Origin of the sequence: Catellatospora sp. NPDC049133 (assembly GCF_040648455.1) — a bacterium.
Taxonomy (GTDB): Bacteria; Actinomycetota; Actinomycetes; order Mycobacteriales; family Micromonosporaceae; genus Catellatospora; species Catellatospora aurea.
This window is the reverse complement of record NZ_JBEZDT010000019.1, coordinates 88,777-104,698: the sequence shown is the minus strand read 5'-3', so window position 1 is coordinate 104,698 and position 15,922 is coordinate 88,777. Positions and strand designations below refer to the sequence as shown.

Below are 15,922 nucleotides of genomic sequence, written 5' to 3'. Positions count from 1 at the left end.
TTCCCCCGTGGAATGGACCTGATCGTGTCGAAGGCGGACGGTCGCGCTACTCCAGGCAGGCCAGCTCCTCGGCGGACAGGCGCAGCGCCCCGGCGGCGATGTTCTCCACCAGGTGGTCGGGGTTGCCGGTGCCCGGGATGGCCAGCATGTGCGGCCCGCGGCTGAGCGTCCACGCGATCCGCACCTGCGCCGCCGTCACACCACGTGCCTGTGCCACGGCCAGCACCGCGTCGTTGCGGGCGACACCGCCCGACTCCTTGCCCTCGCCGGCGATCGCGTAGAACGGCACGAACGCGACCCCCTGCTCACCGCAGACCCGCACGAACTCGTCGTGCATGCGCCGGGTGTCGACGCCGTACGGGTTCTGCACGCTCACCACCGGGGCGATCGCCTGCGCCTGCGCCAGGTGCTGCGGCCGGATGTTGGACAGGGCCAGGTGCCGGATCAGCCCCGCATCACGCAGCTCGGCCAGCGCCCCGAAGTGCTCGGCGACCGAGTCCAGGCCGTGCTGGCGCAGGTACACGACGTCAAGGTGGTCGCGGCCGAGCTGGCGCAGGTTCTCCTCGACCTGCCCGCGCAGCTGGTCGGGCCGGGCCAGCGGCAGCCACTCGCCGGACGGGTCACGGCCCGGCCCGACCTTCACGGCGATGACGACGTCGGCGGCGTACGGCGCGAGCGCCCGGTTGATCAGCTCGTTGGCCGAGCGCAGCGGCGAGAAGTAGAACGCCGCCGTGTCGATGTGGTTCACGCCGAGCTCGACGGCCTGCCGCAGCACACCGATGACCCGGTCGCGGTCGCTGGACGCGCCGTAGCCGTAGTTGGCGCCGCCGGGCAGGCGCATCGCGCCGAATCCGATCCGGTTGACGGCCAGGTCACCGAGCGTCCAGGTGCCCGCCGCGTTCGCGTTGATCAGGGGAGTAGGCATCGGCTGACCATAGCCAGCACCGCTGAGCTGCGCAGTCCCTCGACTGCCCGATGGCGCAACGCCATGATCCTTGTTAGGTTATTAGTGTCGGAGGGACGCTGCGACCCGCGTTCAGCGCCGGGCGAACTCCGCGGCTACGCCGGTGAACTCGGTGCGGAACTGCAGCACCGACAGCCATGCGTCCGGGATGGACGATGCCCCGTCCCGAGCCCCCAGCAGCCCGCCCGCGATCGCGGCGTTGGTGTCGCTGTCGTTGCCCAGCGCGACGATGTCGATCAGCACGTCGCTCAGGTCGCGGAAGTCGAGCACGGCGGCGACCGCCAGCGCGAGAGAGTCGAGCACGTATCCGTTGCCGTCGTCGGGCAGGCCGGTCACCCCGGTCCGGGCCAGTTCGGCCAGGTCCAGCCGCTCGCCCAGCGCGATGGCGTCCACCACGGACCGCTCGCCCAGCTCCTGTGCGGCGGCCGTCCCGGCGGCCACGGCATCGGCCGCCGAGCCGCCGTCGACCAGCACCGCGACGATCTCGTTGTACGCCGCGCAGGCGACCGTGCACCGCACGTCGGAGTGGGTGACCGCGGAGATCCGCACCGACTCCCGGATCCGCCGCTCGCGGTCGCGCACCGCCAGCGCGGTCGGGATGCAGCGCATCAGCGAGCCGTTCCCCGCCCGGCCAGGCCCCGCGCCGGAGCCGTCCGGATCTCCGGTACGGGCGAACGCGCGCAGCCCGTCCTCGGTGGCTCCGCCGACGTCCACCGGCGGGCGGCCGGGCACCCGGCCCGGCCAGTCACCCTCGTACCAGCTCAGCATCAGCCGGGCGGCGGCGAGCACGACGTCCTCACCCGGGTCCAGATAGGCCAGTGCGACGGCACGGGTCAGGTCGGTGTCGTCGGTGGCGTGGCCCGGCGGCCACTCGAACACGCCACCGCCGGTGATCTCCCGGACGCCGTCGGGATACCGGAACCGGATGTACTCCCAGGAGTCGAACTCGACGGTAGCGCCGAGCGCGTCACCGGCGTGCACGCCGAGCAGCGCGCCGGCCACCCGGTCGGATCGGTCGGCGGTCATGCTCGTGATGATGCCACCCGCGGGCCGCCGCTCAGGGGCGGCGGCGCTCCTGCGGCACCACGACGGCGGCCGGCTGGCGGCGCACCACCGCGGGCTGCTTGTGCTCCGGGCCCGCCGCGACCTCGGCGAGCTCGTCGTCGCCCTCGGGCGCGGGGTGCTCGTCCAGGTCGAGGGCGTCCAGCTGGCTGTTCATGAACTTGCGCAGCCTGGCCCGGTAGTCGCGGTCGAAGTTCTGCAGCGCCTCGATGCGCCGCTGCAGCACCGAGCGCTTGTTCTCCAGGCTGCCCACCACGTCCTCGTACTGCTGCAGGGCGTCGCGTTCCAGCTCGTCGGCCTTGGCCTGGGCGGCTTCCACGATCTTCGTCGCGGTGGAGCGCGCCTCGGCGATCATCTGCTCGGTCTCCCGGCGGGCGGTGTCGGCGTTCGCCTGCGCCTCGCGGTTGATCTCCACCGACCTTGCCTGGGCGGCGGCCTGGATCTGCGCCGCGTCCTGCCGGGCGCTCTCCACGATGCCGCGCGCGTCACGGGCCAGGTCGTCGGCCTTGGCCCGGGCATCGCCCTTGATCCGGTCGGCTTCGGCCTGCGCGGTGGCGACGTGCTCGTCGGCGGTGCGCCGGGCCAGCACCAGCACCTGCAGCGCCTGCCGCTCGGCGTCCGGGTCCGCGAGCACACTGGCCTGCTGCTCGATCGGCTCGTTCTCGGCCGGGCCGCTGAACAGGCCCTTGACCCGACCCTTCAACCGGTTGTCGGTCATCGCAGGTTCTCCTCACCCCAGTGTTCTCAACGCCGCGACTCCCGCCGGCCCGGGTCGACGTTCCCGCGCAGCTTGCACCGTCGAGAACAGCGCCGATGGTAGTCGCCCCGCCGCTGGCGGGGAAGGCGCGTCATCCGTTCCGCCGAACCGCGAGACGCGCGGCCTGCACCTGCGTCTATGTGCGCACATCCCGACAGCCGAAGGCCGTCACGTTCTCGTGTTGCGTCCGTCCGCGCGGCGCGGCGGCAGCCCGCCCCAGGCCGCACGTCGGCAGATGTTGGGAGGCGCCCTTCCCAATGAGTGCTGCGGGTCGGCTTGGGGCAGACTCGTCGGGTGATCGCGGTTGGGTGGGTGAGCACTCGTCCTTCCGGATCTTGAGTCCTGGTGACGATCGTGCCGCCGCCGGATGGTCGGGAGAGTTGTTCGCTGCGAGGGCGTCGTCCCCGCCGGTTTTGCGGCGTGAATACCGCTTCATAAGGTCGCTGATGGTTCTCCTGCCGGCTGCGGACGATGGTGTCGAGGATGGGAGAGGCGTTGCTGTTCGACGGGGATGACTGAGGTGTTCCAGGCGATGCGGGGCGTCAGGTGGCCCAGCTCGGCCGACCAGCGTTTGTCCGAAGAGAGCATCGTCGGGAGCATCAGCGGCAGGAACGCACCGGTGACCATGGTCATGGCGGTGTGGCGGGTCGGCACCGCCCAGGCAGAGTCCGATGAGGGCGCAGACCGGGCGAGCAGGGCCGAAGCCACCACGGTGCGCCGAGCGATGGGGTCCGCCATGGACACTGCGGCGTTGCGGCTGGCTCCGGCCGCAGCTTCATCCCTATATGGATGCAGTGCGTATGCTCGGTGTGTCTGCGACCAGAGCGTCCGCCGATGTTCTGGTGGTGTGTATGACCTCGGGCTGGCCGTCGTGTGGTGTCCGAAGTGCCGCTGCCCGGTCGTCGGTGGCCTGGTCGCGCAATGCCTGGATGTGTTGATCCGAGCCGGGGCAGACGAACGGGGGTGGGAGATCGTGGCGCTGGAGGTGATGCCGGACCACGTTCACGTGTTCGCCAGGCACCACCCGAAGGACTTCGCGTCATTCGTCTCAAAGCAGTTCAAGGGCTTTTCCTCCCGCATCCTGCGCGAGGGGTTCCCGCACCTGCGCTCCAAGCTGCCCAGGTTGTGGTCGTCGTCGTACTTCGCCGCGTCGGTTGCCGCAAGCGCCGCCACGATGCGCCGATACATCGACATCCAGCGGGAACGGCCTGGAGGAGGAATCTGGGGGAGGGGTCGTGATCCGCGCGTACAAGTTCCTCCTGCGGCCTACGGTGCGTCAGGAGCAGGTCTTGGCCGAGATGTTGGCCGACCACCGGTCGCTGTACAACGCCGCACTGCAGGAACGTCGTGACGCCTACCGGCACGCGTCGAGGACCACGATCCGCTACAGCGGTCAGTCCGCCCAGTTGAAAGACATCCGTGCGTTCGACCCCGAACGGCAGGGCCGCTGGTCGTTCTCGTCCCAGCAGGCCACCCTGCGGCGGCTGGACAAGGCGTTCGCTGCGTTCTTCGGCCGCGTCAAAGCCGGAACGACCCCCGGCTACCCCCGCTTCAAAGGAGCCGGGCACTTCGACACCGTGACCTTCCCGAAAGACGGCGACGGCTGCCGCTGGAACAGCACCCCGCACGACACCCAGACCAGGGTCCGTCTGCAGGGTGTGGGGCACGTGCGGGTGCACCAACACCGGCCGGTCAACGGCCGGGTGAAGACCGTATCGGTCAAACGTGAGGGCCGCCGCTGGTATGTGATCCTGTCCTGCGACAACGTCGCGGCGAAGCCGCTGGCGCCCACGGGCAGCATCGTCGGTGTCGACGTGGGCACCGTGCACTTCTTCACCGACTCCGACGGCGTGCACGAGCCGAACCCGACGTTCCTGCGCACGACGGCCGGCGAGCTGGCCGCAGCCCAGCAGCACCTTTCGACGTATCCGCAGCGCACCAGACGCCGCACGAAAAAGCACCGGGCCGCCGCCCGCAAGGTTGCCGACCTGCACCGCAAGATCGCGCGTAGGCGGCTCGACCATCACCACAAGACGGCCTTGAAGCTGGTGCGACTGCACGACGTGATCGGGCACGAGAACCTGAACATCGCGGGCATGACCGGCAAGTCCGCGCCCAAGCCCGATCCTGGAAACGACGGCGTGTTCCTGCCCAACCAGGCCGCCGCCAAGTCCGGGCTCAACCGTGCCATCCTCGACGCAGGTTGGGGACAGTTCCTGGCAATCCTGGCGAACAAGGCTGAGAGCGCCGGTCGCCGAACGATTCCAGTGGACGCCCGCAACACCTCGCGCACCTGCCCGCCCCAGATCGGCGGCTGCGGGCACGTCGCGAAGGACAACCGCGTCAACCAAGCCGAGTTCGAGTGCGTCAACTGCGGTCTGGTCGAACACGCCGACCGGGTAGGCGCGCTCAACGTGCTCTACAGGACCGGGCTGGTCCTCTGCGCCGGTGGCTAGCCACCGACGTAGGAAGCCCGCGCGCTCACGCGTGGGCGGAGTCACGAAGGCTTCCTCCAGGCTGGTGGTGGGGTGGTCAGTTCGTCCCGTTCGACGGCGTTGGCGAAGGCGAGCGCCGCCGGGCAGTCCGCGTACGGCGAGGTGGTCGGGCGCGGTGTCGATGGTCGCGCCCGGCGGTCAGCGCCACAACGAGCACGGCGGGCATCGGGCACCGGACGGCAACGGCGGCCGGCACCATTCCCTGGGCCTACGCCCACGGGCGGATGCCGCACCCCGCTGAGCTGGCTACCCTCACCGAGTGGACCTCATCACCCCTGGCCCGAAGGCCCGCCGCACAGCCGCCGGGTGGTCGCGTGCCGTGTTCGCGTGGACCGGTGCCCTGGCGTCGCCGGTCCTGCTGTACGTCGTGGTCGCCGACGGCGCCGGCGGCGGGAGCATCGACCTGGTGCCGTGGCTGTCGATGCGGCACCTGCTGCCCGCGCTGGCGCTGGCGCTGCCGTTCGCGCTGCTGCGCCGCCGCCCCCTGGCCGCGCTGGGCCTGCTGCTGGTCGGCTCGTCCCTGACCACGGTCGCGATCCACACCGAGCAGGTCGCGTACCTCACCGACATGCGCTACCTGGAGCTCATCGCCGTCGACCTCGCCGTGGCCGTGGTCGCCGCGAACCGCTCGCGGCGCGTGTCGGCCACCGTGGCGTTCGTCGCTCTGCTGGTCCAGGTCCTCATCGGGTACGCCAACGGGCTGAACACGCCCGTCTTCGAGTTCGAGATCCCCACCCTGGCCATGGCCTTCGCCTGGACCGTCGGCAACTCGGTGCGCACCCGCCGCGAGCACGCCGAGGCGATCCGGACCCGGGCCGCCGGTCAGGCCGCCGCCGAGGAGCGGCTGCGCATCGCCCGGGAGCTGCACGACATGGTCGCGCACAGCGTCGGCGTCATCGCCATCCAGGCGGGCATGGGCCGCCGCGTCATCGACTCGCAGCCCGGCGAGGCCCGCAACGCCCTGCAGGCCATCGAGGACACCAGCCGGGAGACCCTCGCGGGGCTGCGGCGCATGCTGGTCGGGCTGCGCCGGGACGGCGACGTCGCGCCGCCCGCGCCGACGCTGGCCGACCTGGAGCGCCTGGCCGCGACCACCGCGAGCGCGGGGGTACGCGTCGAGCTGGACTGCCGCGGCGACCGGCGGCCGCTGCCCGGCGACCTGGAGCTGTCGGCGTATCGGGTGGTGCAGGAAGCCGTCACCAACGTGGTACGCCACGCGGCGACGCCCCGGTGCACGGTCACCGTCGACTACCGCGACACCGAGTTGCGCCTGACGATCGCCGACGAGGGTCGCGGCTGCCCGCAGCCCGGATCCGGCTACGGCATCACCGGCATGCGGGAACGGGTCGCACTGCTCAGCGGCGAGTTCGCCGCCGGGCCTCGGGAAGGCGGCGGATTCCTGGTCACCGCATGGATTCCGCTGCCCGAACGGGTGGCTGCCGCCGCGCAGCCGCAGCCGGATCCCCGCGTCGGGCAGCAGGCGGCACCGGGGCACGGCGTGCCCGGACCCCGGTCGGCCGCACGGGCGCAGGCATGACGGCGGTCCGGGTGCTGCTCGCCGACGACCAGCCGCTGGTCCGGTCCGGACTGCGGGTGCTGATCAACGAGACGCCCGACCTGACCGTCGTCGCGGAGGCTGGTACGGGCGCGGACGCGGTCCGGTTGACCGCCCAGGAGCGCCCCGACGTGGTCGTGATGGACATCCGCATGCCGGGCATGGACGGCATCGAGGCCACCCGGCAGATCACCGCCGGGTCGGGCCCCGCCCGGGTGCTCATGCTCACCACCTTCGACGAGGACGAGCACGTCTACGGCGCACTGCGGGCCGGGGCCAGCGGGTTCCTGGTCAAGGACATGGCGCTGGACGACATCCTGGCCGCGATCCGGGTCGTCGCGGCCGGGGACGCCCTGATCGCGCCGAGCGTCACCCGCCGCCTCATCGCGGACTTCGCCGCCGGGCCTACCGCGCCCCGGGCGGCCCGCCCCGATCCCGGCATCACCGACCGGGAGCGCGAAGTGCTCACGCTGGTCGGGCGCGGGCTGTCCAACGGCGAGATAGCGCAGGAGCTGTTCATCTCCCCGGCCACCGCCAAGTCGCACGTCGCCCGGCTGCTCACCAAGCTGGCCGCCCGCGACCGCGTCCAGCTCGTCATCACCGCGTACGAACTGGGCCTGGTCACCCCGCCGAACTGACCACCGGCCGGGTCATCGGGTGCCGGCGGCCGCATCGACCCGGCGGCTGGGCTTCATCCGCCGCAGCCAGCGCCGCAGGAGGGTGGGGCGGGCGGCGTCGACCGGCGACGCGGTGCGCGCGGCGGCGTCGGCGGCCGCGCCGAAGAAGTCGCCGCCCTTGCGCCGCACGTCGTCGGTGCCCCATTCCCGCCTGCTCGGCGCCTTGGCCATCCGAGGGATGTGCTTGGCGCAGTGGATGTACGCCTCCTGCACGTCGACCACCACCCAGCGCTCGGGCCGCCGCCCCGGGACCGTGTCGACCGGCAGGTCCGGGAACGCGGCCCGGGCCGCCCCGTCCTCCAGGACCGTCGCGCGGCCGTTGACGTGCAGGCCGATGACGTCGGTGACGAAGTCGACGAACAGCAGTCCCACGTGGCCGTTCTCGGTGATGTTGCCCAGGCTCGCCATCACCCCGTTGCCGCGGTACTCCGGCCACGTCAGGTGGGTGGCGTCGAGCACGTGCACGAAGCCCGCGGGCCCGGCCCGGAACGTGTTGTCGCACTCCCCGGCGGCGTCGGAGGTCGCGACGAACATCATCTCCTGGCGGCTGACGAACGCCGCCATCCGCTCGTTGAGGTGGTCCAGCATCTGCTGGTCGTAGAAGCGCTGCGCCCGCTCGGTGGTCCCGTGGGCCTGCTGGAGGCGGCGCTCCGCAGCCGAACCCTGCACCTTCTCGACGATCCGGGTCATCTCGTCCCCCTCGGCCGCGCGCCCCTGCGGGCGCGCCTGCGAACGAGATTCACGGACGTCGGTCCTCCCGCGTCGCACAGCGGGTGCGACGCGGGAGGCCGGCCGAGGTCAGCGCGCGGTGCGCCGCCGGTGCACGAGCACGCCGCCGACGACCAGCGCCGCCACGAGCCCGGCCAGCACCCAGTAGGGCCACGTCGTCGAGGCCGGGTCGGGGCCTGGGGCGGCCTCGACGCCGGACGTCGCGTTCCCCGACCCGGCGGGCTGCCGCGGCGGCGCGGTCTGGCCCAGCAACTGCGGGTCGGGCTGGTTGGTCGGTGGCGTCCAACCGGCCGGGGCAGCGGTCAGCCTGCCCTGGTAGTCGAAGCGGATCTCGCCGCTGACCTTGTCGCCGTCGGAGGCCACCGACAGGTAGGTGATGGTGTAGACGCCGGTCTGCGGCCAGTGCGACACGGGGATCACGGTCGGGAACCCGATCTTGTAGAGCTGGGGTTCCCAGTTGCCGTCGCGCAGCGTCAGCTCCTGCACCGGACTGGGCAGGGGCTTGGGCTCGCCACCCGACCAGCCGTGGTCGACACGGGTGCCGTCGGGCGCCTTCACCGTGAAGTACGCGGCCTGGGTCGGCTTCTCGGTGAACACCAGCCGCACGCTCTCACGAGGCTCGGTCACGGTGCTGCGGTCGGCGGGGTCGGAGAAGGCCAGCTGGCCGTGTGCCTGCGCGGGGGAGGGCAGCAGCACGGCCACGGCCACCGCGGCGAGGACGGCGGCGATCTTTCGAGACATGCGCATGAAGCTAAGCCATCGCCGTCGCCCGCACCATCCCCGCCGTCACCACCAGTCCAGTCGGCCCTTCCAGCCCTGCAGCGCCGCCTGCGGATCGGCCTGCAGCACCCGGTCCAGCGCGCTGGCGTACACGTCGCGGAAGTCGGTCGTGAACTTCAGATCCCCGTCGTCGAGGTCGGTGAGGCTGGGCTGCTCGCCGTACAGGCCGCCGGGGATCGACTCGCCCAGCACGAACACGTTGGACGCCGTGCCGTGGTCGGTGCCGTCGGAGGCGTTGGCCCGCACCCGCCGCCCGAACTCGGAGTACACCAGCACCACCACGTCCTTGCCCGCCGGATGCGCCATGATCCGCCTGTAGAACGCGGTCAGACCCTTGTCCAGGTACGACAGCAGCGTCTCCTGCAGGTCGCGCTCGTCGGCGTGGGTGTCGAAGCCGCCGAGCGACACCGAGAACATCCGGGTCGACACCCCGGCCTCGATGCACTGCGCGACCAGGTCGAGTTGCGCCTGCAGCCCGGCCGGGCCGCCGGTGCCGGTCGCCGGGACCTTCTCGTCGTCGCCACCGTCGTCGCCGTCGGCGTCCTTGACCTGCTGGGCCATCTCCCGCACCCGGGCCAGGTCGCCGAAGCACGCCGCGGCCCGCGCCTGCAGCGGCGGCTCCCCGGCCGACGGCGCGGCGAACCCGGCGAGCGCGTCGGCGGTGACGGCCTTGGGCAGTTTCACGTCGGCCGCGCCGATCACCGCGCCCGCGCTGCGTTCACCGGCCAGCAGCGGCGGGAGCACCTTCTCGAACGACACGGCCAGCCGCGGGTCGCCGCCCGCACCATCGAGCCACCGGCCGATCCAGCCGGTGTTGCCGGGCCGCTCCGGGTTCGCGGTCTGCCAGATGTCCATCGAGCGGAAGTGGCTGCGGTCGGGCTTGGGGTAGCCGACACCGCGGACGATCGCCAGCTTCTTGCCGCCGAACAGCTCGTGCAGGCCCTTCAGGGCCGGGTTCAGGCCGGTCGCGTCGTCGAGCTTGAGCACCTCGCCGCCGTCGTAGGCCAGCTCGGGGCGGGCGTCCTGGTAGGCGCGGTCGGCGTACGGGATGACGGTGTTGAGGCCGTCGTTGCCGCCGTACAGCGTGATGACGACCAGCGTCTTCGCGCCGTCCGGGCGGTCGCCGGCGGTGTCGAGGAGGTCGGACAGGGCCAGCGTCGTCGCGCCCGCGGCCAGCGCCGCGCCGCCGACGACGCCGCTGGCGATCAGGAACTTCCGCCGGGTCGTGGTGTCCATCGGTCGTCTCCTCGAACTCTCAGTGCACCGCGTACTCGGGGCTGATCAGCCCCAGCACGGTCAGCTTCTTGGCGTCCTTGGCGGCTTCGGCCAGCACCTTGCGGGTGCGGTCGGTCCAGGCGTCCACGACCAGCAGCCGGGCCAGGGCCTCGGGCCGGCCGGCCACCGGCGCGGCCGACAGGCGCTCCAGGAACGCGGGGCTCGCCGCGGCGGTGAGGGCCTGCGCCAACTGCACCCGGGTCTGCGTGGCGAACGTGTTGAGCCAGGCCGTGCCCGACGGCCAGCCGCCGACGCTCGGCGGTTTGAACGGCACCTGGTCGAGCCGGTTGAGGCCCTGATAGAGCTGCTTGCGCTGCTTGTCGGCCGCCGCGGCGACGCCGAGCTGTCGCACCGCGCCGACCAGCCACTCCACCGGCTGCTTGACCAGCTGCCCGCCGGTCGCCGCGAACTGCTCGTCCGTCAGCAGCGCCCGGACCAGGGCGGTGACGTCGTGCCCGGCGAACGCGGCGGACAGCCGATCGCGTACACCGTCGGGCATGGGCTCGCCGGAGGCGAACCGGAACCACAACCGCGCGGGCAGGAACGTCTTCGCGGCGGGCTGCTCCAGGATGACCTCGGCGAGCGCGTCGGCGTCCAGCGGGCCGGTGCGTCCGAGCACCGTCTTCTTGCCGGGGTCGTGGCGGGCCTGCTGGAAGGTGGCCGTGCCGTCGACCCGGTCCACGGTCCAGCCGGTCAGCGCACGGGCGGCGGCCTTGACGTCGGCTTCGGTGTACGCGCCGATGCCGAGCGTGAACAGCTCCATCAGCTCGCGGGCCAGGTTCTCGTTGGGGGCCTTGCGGGTGTTGCGCTGCCCGTCCAGCCAGTGGATCAGCGCGCCGTCGCGCAGCATCGCCCGCACCAGCACCCCGAAGTCGCCCCGGCCGTCGCGCCGGAACGTCTCCTGCTGCGCCAGCATCAACCCGGCCGACTTGACCTTCTGCACGCTGGTGGCCCAGTGGCCGTGCCAGAAGAACACCAGCTTCTCGGTGAACTGGTGATCCGCGGCGACCATCCGGTCCACCCACCACTTGGTGAGCTGCTGCACCTGCTCCTTGCGGGCCTGCTGGGCGCGCTGGCGCTGCTCGCGGCTCGGCTTCTTGGGCAGGTCCGTGTAGGGGTCCGCGCCGAGCTTCGGGGCGGGCGTACGCCCCGCGCCCCGGTCCGCGCCGTCCGGTGCGAGCAACTGCTCGACGGTCGCCTGATATCCGGCCCGCTCGGCCCGGTCCACCTCGTCGGCGGTGGGCCCGAACGTTGCCCTCCGCAGCAGGTGCGCGACCTTCTCCCGTTCCGCCATGCGCCGATCCTAGGCAGGCGGAGATCCGAGCCGCTCGCGCTGCGTGTACGGGGAACGTAAAGCCACGAACAGTGACGGACCGGCCACGCGGGCCATCGAGGCGCTCAGCGGGCCGGCTTGCGGTGGATGCGGTAGTGCAGGACCAGGAACGGCAGGCCGAACACCCGGAACGCGTGCTCTGCCCGCAGCCGCCCGTCCCGCACGTAGACGTCGAGGTCCTCGGCGAAGCCGTGCACCGCCATGGCGGTCAGCCGCCCGTCGGCCGGGTCGACGAACGTGAGGTAGTGGCCGGGCTGGTCCAGCTTGCTGCGGCTGGTCAGCACCAGCCCGCCGCCCGGCCGGGTCCGGGGCTCCAGGGTGGCGGTGAAGCTCGCCTGCGGCAGCGGGAAGCCCACGCTGACATAGCCGCGCCCCTCGCGCCGGTAAGTGGTGTACACGCCCACGTAGATGGGCGCGTCGGTGTCGGCGTACGAACGGATCCAGCCGCGCACCGTGATCTCGCCGTCGACGCTGACCGTGTCGATGCGGCTGCGTACCCCGCGCTGGGTCTCGCGCTGGTTCATCGGCACGTCGGCCTGCCCCAGCGGCCGGGCCAGCAGGTGCCGGTACAACAGGTAGCCGGGCCGGACCCAGGCCCGCCAGCGGGGCTCGATGTCGAGGGTGAACCGGGTGGTGTGCTCGTAGAACTCGCGCACCAGCGGGTCCGCGCCGGAGGGGTCGAACCCCGGCCCGGCCAGCTCGTCCAGCGAGGCGACGATGCCGATGTCAGGGTGGTCGCGGCGGTGCTCGCCGCCGAGGCGCTCGGCCAGGTCGGCGACGTAGCCGGTGCCGACGTAGCGGGTGCGGGCGGCCAGCGGCACCACGAACGGCAGCCGCGCCGGGTCGACCCGCTCTGCCAGCAGGCTCACCTGCGGGTCGCGGAACAGCAGCGCGGACAGGATGCGGAACGCCGCGACGGTCACCGCCGCCACGATCGCGCCGGGCACGCCCGCCATCGCCCAGCCGAGGGCCGCGCCGACCAGCGGACCTAGCACGACCTTGTGCGGGCGTACGCCCAGCAGCCCGGCTGCGCCACCGGCGACGACGCCGATCAGCAGCGAGTTCGCGCCCAGCGCGGCCAGTGCCCAGCCGCACGGCGCGGCCAGCGCGGCGCTCATCACGATGCGCGACCACAGTGCCGGGATCTCGCCCGGCCGCTGCCGCGCCCGCGCCAGCACGTCGACCAGGCCGAGCAGCAGCGCGCCCGCCAGCGCGCCTGCCGCCATCGCGGCGACGCCCCAGGACGCGGCCACGGACAGGCCGGCGACGGCCCCGATCAGGCCCGCGAAGGCGGCCGAGCCACGGCGTTCAGGGAGTGCGGCGGCATCGCTCATCCCGGCAGGCTAGCGCGGCCGCCGCCGCGCACGGCCCGCCGCCTTCTCCCGGCGGCGGCCCCGGACGCCGTTGATCGTCCGACTTGCCTGACACATGGTCGAAAGCGCATCCATGATTCGCACACCTGCCAGGCAAGTCCGACGATCCAGGCGGGTCCGGCGCGGCAGGTGTGCGTCGGCGGCCGCCGGGAGGTCCGGTGGCCGCCGCCGTATGTGGTGCGCAACGCATTTGCTCTGCGCCCAAAGCCTTGCTCCGCACCCGTCGGCGCAACAGCGCGGCGGGTTCAGGCGCCTTCGCGGTTGAAGCGGCGCTTGGCCCAGATGTAGCAGAACACCGTGATGGCGAGGCTCCAGGCCAGCGCGAGCCAGCCGCTGTCGCCGATGCCCGTGCCCAGCAGCAGGCCGCGCAGCGTCTCCATGACCGGCGTGAACGGCTGGTACTCGGCGGCCCAGCTCACGCCGCTCGGCATGGAGTCGGTGGGCACGAAGCCGCTGCCCAGGAACGGCAGCAGGATCAGCGGCATGGGCAGGTTGCTGGCCGACTCGACGGTGCGTGCGGTCAGCCCGCAGGCCACGCCGAACCAGGTCACGGCGAACGAGACCAGGGTCAGCAGCCCGGCGGCGGCCAGCCACTCGACCGGGGTCGCGTTCGGGCGGAAGCCGACGAGCACGGCGACGCCGACGACGACGGCCAGGGCGACGACGAGCTGCACCAGGTTGCCCAGCACGTGTCCGGTGAGCACGGCGGGCCGGAAGATGGCCATGGTGCGGAACCGGGCGATGATGCCCTCGGTCATGTCCTGCGCCACGCCGATCGCGGTGAGCTGCGGCGCGCTCGCGATGGCGAGCAGCAGGATGCCGGGGGTGACGTAGTTGGCGTACGCGGCCCGGCCGCCGCCCGCGGCGATGCCGTCGCCCAGCGTTTCGCCGAAGACGTACACGAACAGCAGCAGCATGATGACCGGGATGGCGACCAGGAAGCCGATCAGCGGGTAGCGGCGGGCGCGCAGCAGGTATCGCCGCAGCATGGTGGACGAGTCGCGCAGGGCGTACGCGGTGGTGCTCATCGGTTGCTCGCTCCTTCGAGGGCGGGGGAGCCGGTGGCGTCGGGCCGGCCGGTCAGGGTGAGGAAGACGTCGTCGAGGTCGGGCGTGTGCACGGTCAGCTCGGCGATCTCGACGGACGCGCCGTCGAGCCGTTCCAGCACCTCGCGCAGCGAGCGGACGCCGCCGTCGCTGGGCACCTGCAGGGTGAGTGCGTCGTCGTCGCGGGTCGAGGTGCCGAACAGGCGGGCGGCGGCCTCCAGCTCGGCGAGCCCGGCGAAGCGCAGTCGGAGGTGCCCGCCGGGGATGAGCCGCTTGAGCTCGGCCGGGGTGCCCTCGGCGATGATGCGGCCGTGGTTGAGCAGGGCTACCCGGTCGGCGAGCTGGTCGGCCTCCTCCAGGTACTGCGTGGTGAGGAAGATGGTGACGCCGTCGGCGACCAGGGCGCGGATGCTGTCCCACATGGTCCGGCGGCTGCGCGGGTCCAGGCCGGTGGTCGGCTCGTCCAGGAACACCACCCGCGGGTTGCCGACCAGGGTCATGGCCAGGTCGAGCCGCCTCTTCATGCCGCCCGAGTAGGTGGTGGCCGGTTTGCCGGCGGCCTCGGTCAGGTCGAAGCGCTCCAGCAGGTCGGCGATGCGGCGGCGGCCCTCCCTGCGGTCCAGGTGGTTCAGGTCGGCCATCAGGGCCAGGTTCTCCGCGCCGGTCAGGAAGGTGTCCAATGCGGAGAACTGGCCGGTCAGGCCGATCGCGGCGCGCACGTCGTCGGGGTGGGTGGCCGGGTCGTGGCCCGCCACCCTGATCCGGCCGGCGTCGGGGCGCAGCAGGGTGGACAGGATGTTGACCATCGTGGTCTTGCCGGCGCCGTTGGGCCCGAGCAGGGAGAAGATCGTGCCGGCGGGGACCCGCAGGTCGATGCCGTCCAGGACGGTCTTGGCACCGTACGCCTTGCGCAGGCCGGCGACCTCGATGGCGTTCGCGGGGGTGGGCATGGGGGAGTGTCCTCTCAGGAGCGGTGGATGGTGATGTCGCCCCAGTGGGTCCGGGCGCGCACCTCGACGCGCTCGTCGGACTCCTCCGGGCCGGGCACGTTGTCGAGGGTGTTGCGCACCGAGCGGCTCGACCTCAGGTCCAGCCAGGCCGCGGTGCCTTCGGGGATGCCGACGTCGATGCGCCCGGCGGAGGTCTCCAGCACGTGCGTGCCCCGCACCGCCGCGCCGACGCGGATGTCGCCGAACGCGGTCTTGGCGGTGAGCCCGCCCTCGGCCCGGTCGACGGTGACGTCGCCGTTGGCGGTCTTGGCGGTCAGCTCGGCGGCGGCCCGGCCGACGGTGATGGGGCCGTCGGCGCCGTTGATCCGGCCGGTGCCGGCGATCGTGCCGACCTCGCAGCCGCCGGTCGAGCTCTTGATGACCGCGTTGCCCGCGACGACGCCGACGCGGGTGCGCCCGGCGCCGGTGGACAGGTCGGCGTCGCCGGACACCAGGTCGGCGCTGATCTCGCCCGCACCGGTGCTCGCGCGCAGGTTGCCGGTCTGCTGGAAGTACAGGCGGCCGTAGCCGGAGCTGTAGCGGCAGTCGCCCAGTGGGCCGTCGACGTGCAGGTCGCCGAGGCCCGAGTCGCCGTCGAGGGCCGACCCGGCGGGCAGGTGGATGTCGACGTCGAGGGACCCGGTGCGGCCGATCAGCGTGCTGAGGTGCTTGGGCGTCTTGATGAGCAGGCGGCCGTCGGCGTACTCGACGCGGGTCTGCTCGGCCAACTTGATCGACTTGCTGCCGTTGTCGGCCGGACGCACCTCGACCACGGTGTCGGTGCGCTCGGTCGCGAGGATGCGCACGTCGGCGGCGATGACGCTGACGGACACGGTGATCGGATCGGGTGTGGCGAAAGTGGGCATGGTGCTCCCCTTACCTCGGTC

16 protein-coding genes are annotated in these 15,922 nt (G+C 72.4%); 4 read left to right on the top strand and 12 right to left on the bottom strand.

The window, feature by feature from the left end:
- Positions 1 to 46 precede the first annotated feature (46 nt).
- The 4 genes from AB0B35_RS22315 to AB0B35_RS22300 all read right to left on the bottom strand — a co-directional run bounded on the left by AB0B35_RS22315 (position 47) and on the right by AB0B35_RS22300 (position 3,521).
- Positions 47 to 925, bottom strand: coding sequence for an aldo/keto reductase (locus AB0B35_RS22315; RefSeq protein ID WP_361048486.1), 879 nt, complete (start codon positions 923 to 925; stop codon positions 47 to 49).
- A gap of 111 nt (positions 926 to 1,036) precedes the next feature.
- Positions 1,037 to 1,990, bottom strand: a complete 954-nt coding sequence (locus AB0B35_RS22310) for an ADP-ribosylglycohydrolase family protein (RefSeq protein WP_361048484.1) — start codon at positions 1,988 to 1,990, stop codon at positions 1,037 to 1,039.
- 31 nt (positions 1,991 to 2,021) lie between these two features.
- Positions 2,022 to 2,744 (bottom strand): hypothetical protein, encoded by a 723-nt coding sequence (locus tag AB0B35_RS22305; protein WP_360531686.1) that lies wholly within the window; start codon positions 2,742 to 2,744, stop codon positions 2,022 to 2,024.
- A 471-nt stretch (positions 2,745 to 3,215) separates the two neighbouring features.
- Positions 3,216 to 3,521 (bottom strand): hypothetical protein, encoded by a 306-nt coding sequence (locus AB0B35_RS22300; RefSeq protein ID WP_361048614.1) that lies wholly within the window; start codon positions 3,519 to 3,521, stop codon positions 3,216 to 3,218.
- Here AB0B35_RS22300 and tnpA point away from each other — a divergent pair.
- The 4 genes from tnpA to AB0B35_RS22280 all read left to right on the top strand — a co-directional run bounded on the left by tnpA (position 3,409) and on the right by AB0B35_RS22280 (position 7,471).
- A complete protein-coding gene (gene tnpA / locus AB0B35_RS22295) occupies positions 3,409 to 4,134 on the top strand; it encodes an IS200/IS605 family transposase (RefSeq protein ID WP_361048604.1) in 726 nt (241 codons plus the stop codon). The genes AB0B35_RS22300 and tnpA overlap by 113 nt on opposite strands.
- Positions 4,019 to 5,239, top strand: coding sequence for a transposase (locus tag AB0B35_RS22290; RefSeq protein ID WP_361048482.1), 1,221 nt, complete (start codon positions 4,019 to 4,021; stop codon positions 5,237 to 5,239). The genes tnpA and AB0B35_RS22290 overlap by 116 nt, the downstream gene beginning before the upstream one ends.
- A 298-nt stretch (positions 5,240 to 5,537) precedes the next feature.
- Positions 5,538 to 6,815, top strand: a complete 1,278-nt coding sequence (locus AB0B35_RS22285; protein ID WP_361048480.1) for a sensor histidine kinase — start codon at positions 5,538 to 5,540, stop codon at positions 6,813 to 6,815.
- The gene (locus tag AB0B35_RS22280) at positions 6,812 to 7,471 is read left to right on the top strand and encodes a response regulator transcription factor (RefSeq protein WP_361048478.1); all 660 of its coding nucleotides are present in this window, start codon (positions 6,812 to 6,814) and stop codon (positions 7,469 to 7,471) included. The genes AB0B35_RS22285 and AB0B35_RS22280 overlap by 4 nt, the downstream gene beginning before the upstream one ends.
- A gap of 12 nt (positions 7,472 to 7,483) precedes the next feature.
- Here AB0B35_RS22280 and AB0B35_RS22275 read toward each other — a convergent pair whose 3' ends face one another.
- The 8 genes from AB0B35_RS22275 to AB0B35_RS22240 form a co-directional block, all read right to left on the bottom strand.
- Positions 7,484 to 8,200, bottom strand: coding sequence for a pyridoxamine 5'-phosphate oxidase family protein (locus AB0B35_RS22275; RefSeq protein WP_361048476.1), 717 nt, complete (start codon positions 8,198 to 8,200; stop codon positions 7,484 to 7,486).
- Positions 8,201 to 8,308: 108 nt separating this feature from the next.
- Entirely contained in the window at positions 8,309 to 8,980 is a 672-nt protein-coding gene (locus tag AB0B35_RS22270; RefSeq protein WP_361048475.1) for a copper resistance protein CopC, read from the bottom strand.
- A gap of 45 nt (positions 8,981 to 9,025) precedes the next feature.
- Complete coding sequence (locus AB0B35_RS22265; RefSeq protein ID WP_361048473.1) at positions 9,026 to 10,255, bottom strand: DUF1501 domain-containing protein; 1,230 nt, start codon at positions 10,253 to 10,255, stop codon at positions 9,026 to 9,028.
- 19 nt (positions 10,256 to 10,274) lie between these two features.
- Entirely contained in the window at positions 10,275 to 11,588 is a 1,314-nt protein-coding gene (locus AB0B35_RS22260) for a DUF1800 domain-containing protein (protein ID WP_361048471.1), read from the bottom strand.
- A 104-nt stretch (positions 11,589 to 11,692) separates the two neighbouring features.
- Complete coding sequence (locus AB0B35_RS22255; protein ID WP_361048469.1) at positions 11,693 to 12,961, bottom strand: hypothetical protein; 1,269 nt, start codon at positions 12,959 to 12,961, stop codon at positions 11,693 to 11,695.
- Between the two features lie 284 nt (positions 12,962 to 13,245).
- Positions 13,246 to 14,028 carry an ABC transporter permease gene (locus AB0B35_RS22250; protein WP_361048467.1) on the bottom strand — a complete coding sequence of 261 codons (783 nt, stop codon included), beginning with the start codon at positions 14,026 to 14,028 and terminating at the stop codon, positions 13,246 to 13,248.
- Positions 14,025 to 14,996 (bottom strand): ATP-binding cassette domain-containing protein, encoded by a 972-nt coding sequence (locus AB0B35_RS22245; protein WP_361048465.1) that lies wholly within the window; start codon positions 14,994 to 14,996, stop codon positions 14,025 to 14,027. Before AB0B35_RS22245 ends, AB0B35_RS22250 begins: the two co-directional genes overlap by 4 nt.
- Positions 14,997 to 15,010: 14 nt before the next feature.
- Positions 15,011 to 15,901, bottom strand: a complete 891-nt coding sequence (locus AB0B35_RS22240; RefSeq protein ID WP_361048463.1) for a DUF4097 family beta strand repeat-containing protein — start codon at positions 15,899 to 15,901, stop codon at positions 15,011 to 15,013.
- Positions 15,902 to 15,922 lie beyond the last annotated feature (21 nt).

Bases quoted from the DNA above. Each gene is read 5' to 3' on its own strand.
- AB0B35_RS22270 (WP_361048475.1), bottom strand. From the start codon at position 8,980: ATGTCTCGAAAGATCGCCGCCGTCCTCGCCGCGGTGGCCGTGGCCGTG.
- AB0B35_RS22265 (WP_361048473.1), bottom strand. From the start codon at position 10,255: ATGGACACCACGACCCGGCGGAAGTTCCTGATCGCCAGCGGCGTCGTC.
- AB0B35_RS22280 (WP_361048478.1), top strand. From the start codon at position 6,812: ATGACGGCGGTCCGGGTGCTGCTCGCCGACGACCAGCCGCTGGTCCGG.
- AB0B35_RS22255 (WP_361048469.1), bottom strand. From the start codon at position 12,961: ATGAGCGATGCCGCCGCACTCCCTGAACGCCGTGGCTCGGCCGCCTTC.
- AB0B35_RS22300 (WP_361048614.1), bottom strand. From the start codon at position 3,521: ATGGCGGACCCCATCGCTCGGCGCACCGTGGTGGCTTCGGCCCTGCTC.
- AB0B35_RS22245 (WP_361048465.1), bottom strand. From the start codon at position 14,996: ATGCCCACCCCCGCGAACGCCATCGAGGTCGCCGGCCTGCGCAAGGCG.
- AB0B35_RS22260 (WP_361048471.1), bottom strand. From the start codon at position 11,588: ATGGCGGAACGGGAGAAGGTCGCGCACCTGCTGCGGAGGGCAACGTTC.
- AB0B35_RS22250 (WP_361048467.1), bottom strand. From the start codon at position 14,028: ATGAGCACCACCGCGTACGCCCTGCGCGACTCGTCCACCATGCTGCGG.
- AB0B35_RS22275 (WP_361048476.1), bottom strand. From the start codon at position 8,200: ATGACCCGGATCGTCGAGAAGGTGCAGGGTTCGGCTGCGGAGCGCCGC.
- AB0B35_RS22310 (WP_361048484.1), bottom strand. From the start codon at position 1,990: ATGACCGCCGACCGATCCGACCGGGTGGCCGGCGCGCTGCTCGGCGTG.
- AB0B35_RS22315 (WP_361048486.1), bottom strand. From the start codon at position 925: ATGCCTACTCCCCTGATCAACGCGAACGCGGCGGGCACCTGGACGCTC.
- AB0B35_RS22240 (WP_361048463.1), bottom strand. From the start codon at position 15,901: ATGCCCACTTTCGCCACACCCGATCCGATCACCGTGTCCGTCAGCGTC.
- tnpA (WP_361048604.1), top strand. From the start codon at position 3,409: ATGGTCATGGCGGTGTGGCGGGTCGGCACCGCCCAGGCAGAGTCCGAT.
- AB0B35_RS22305 (WP_360531686.1), bottom strand. From the start codon at position 2,744: ATGACCGACAACCGGTTGAAGGGTCGGGTCAAGGGCCTGTTCAGCGGC.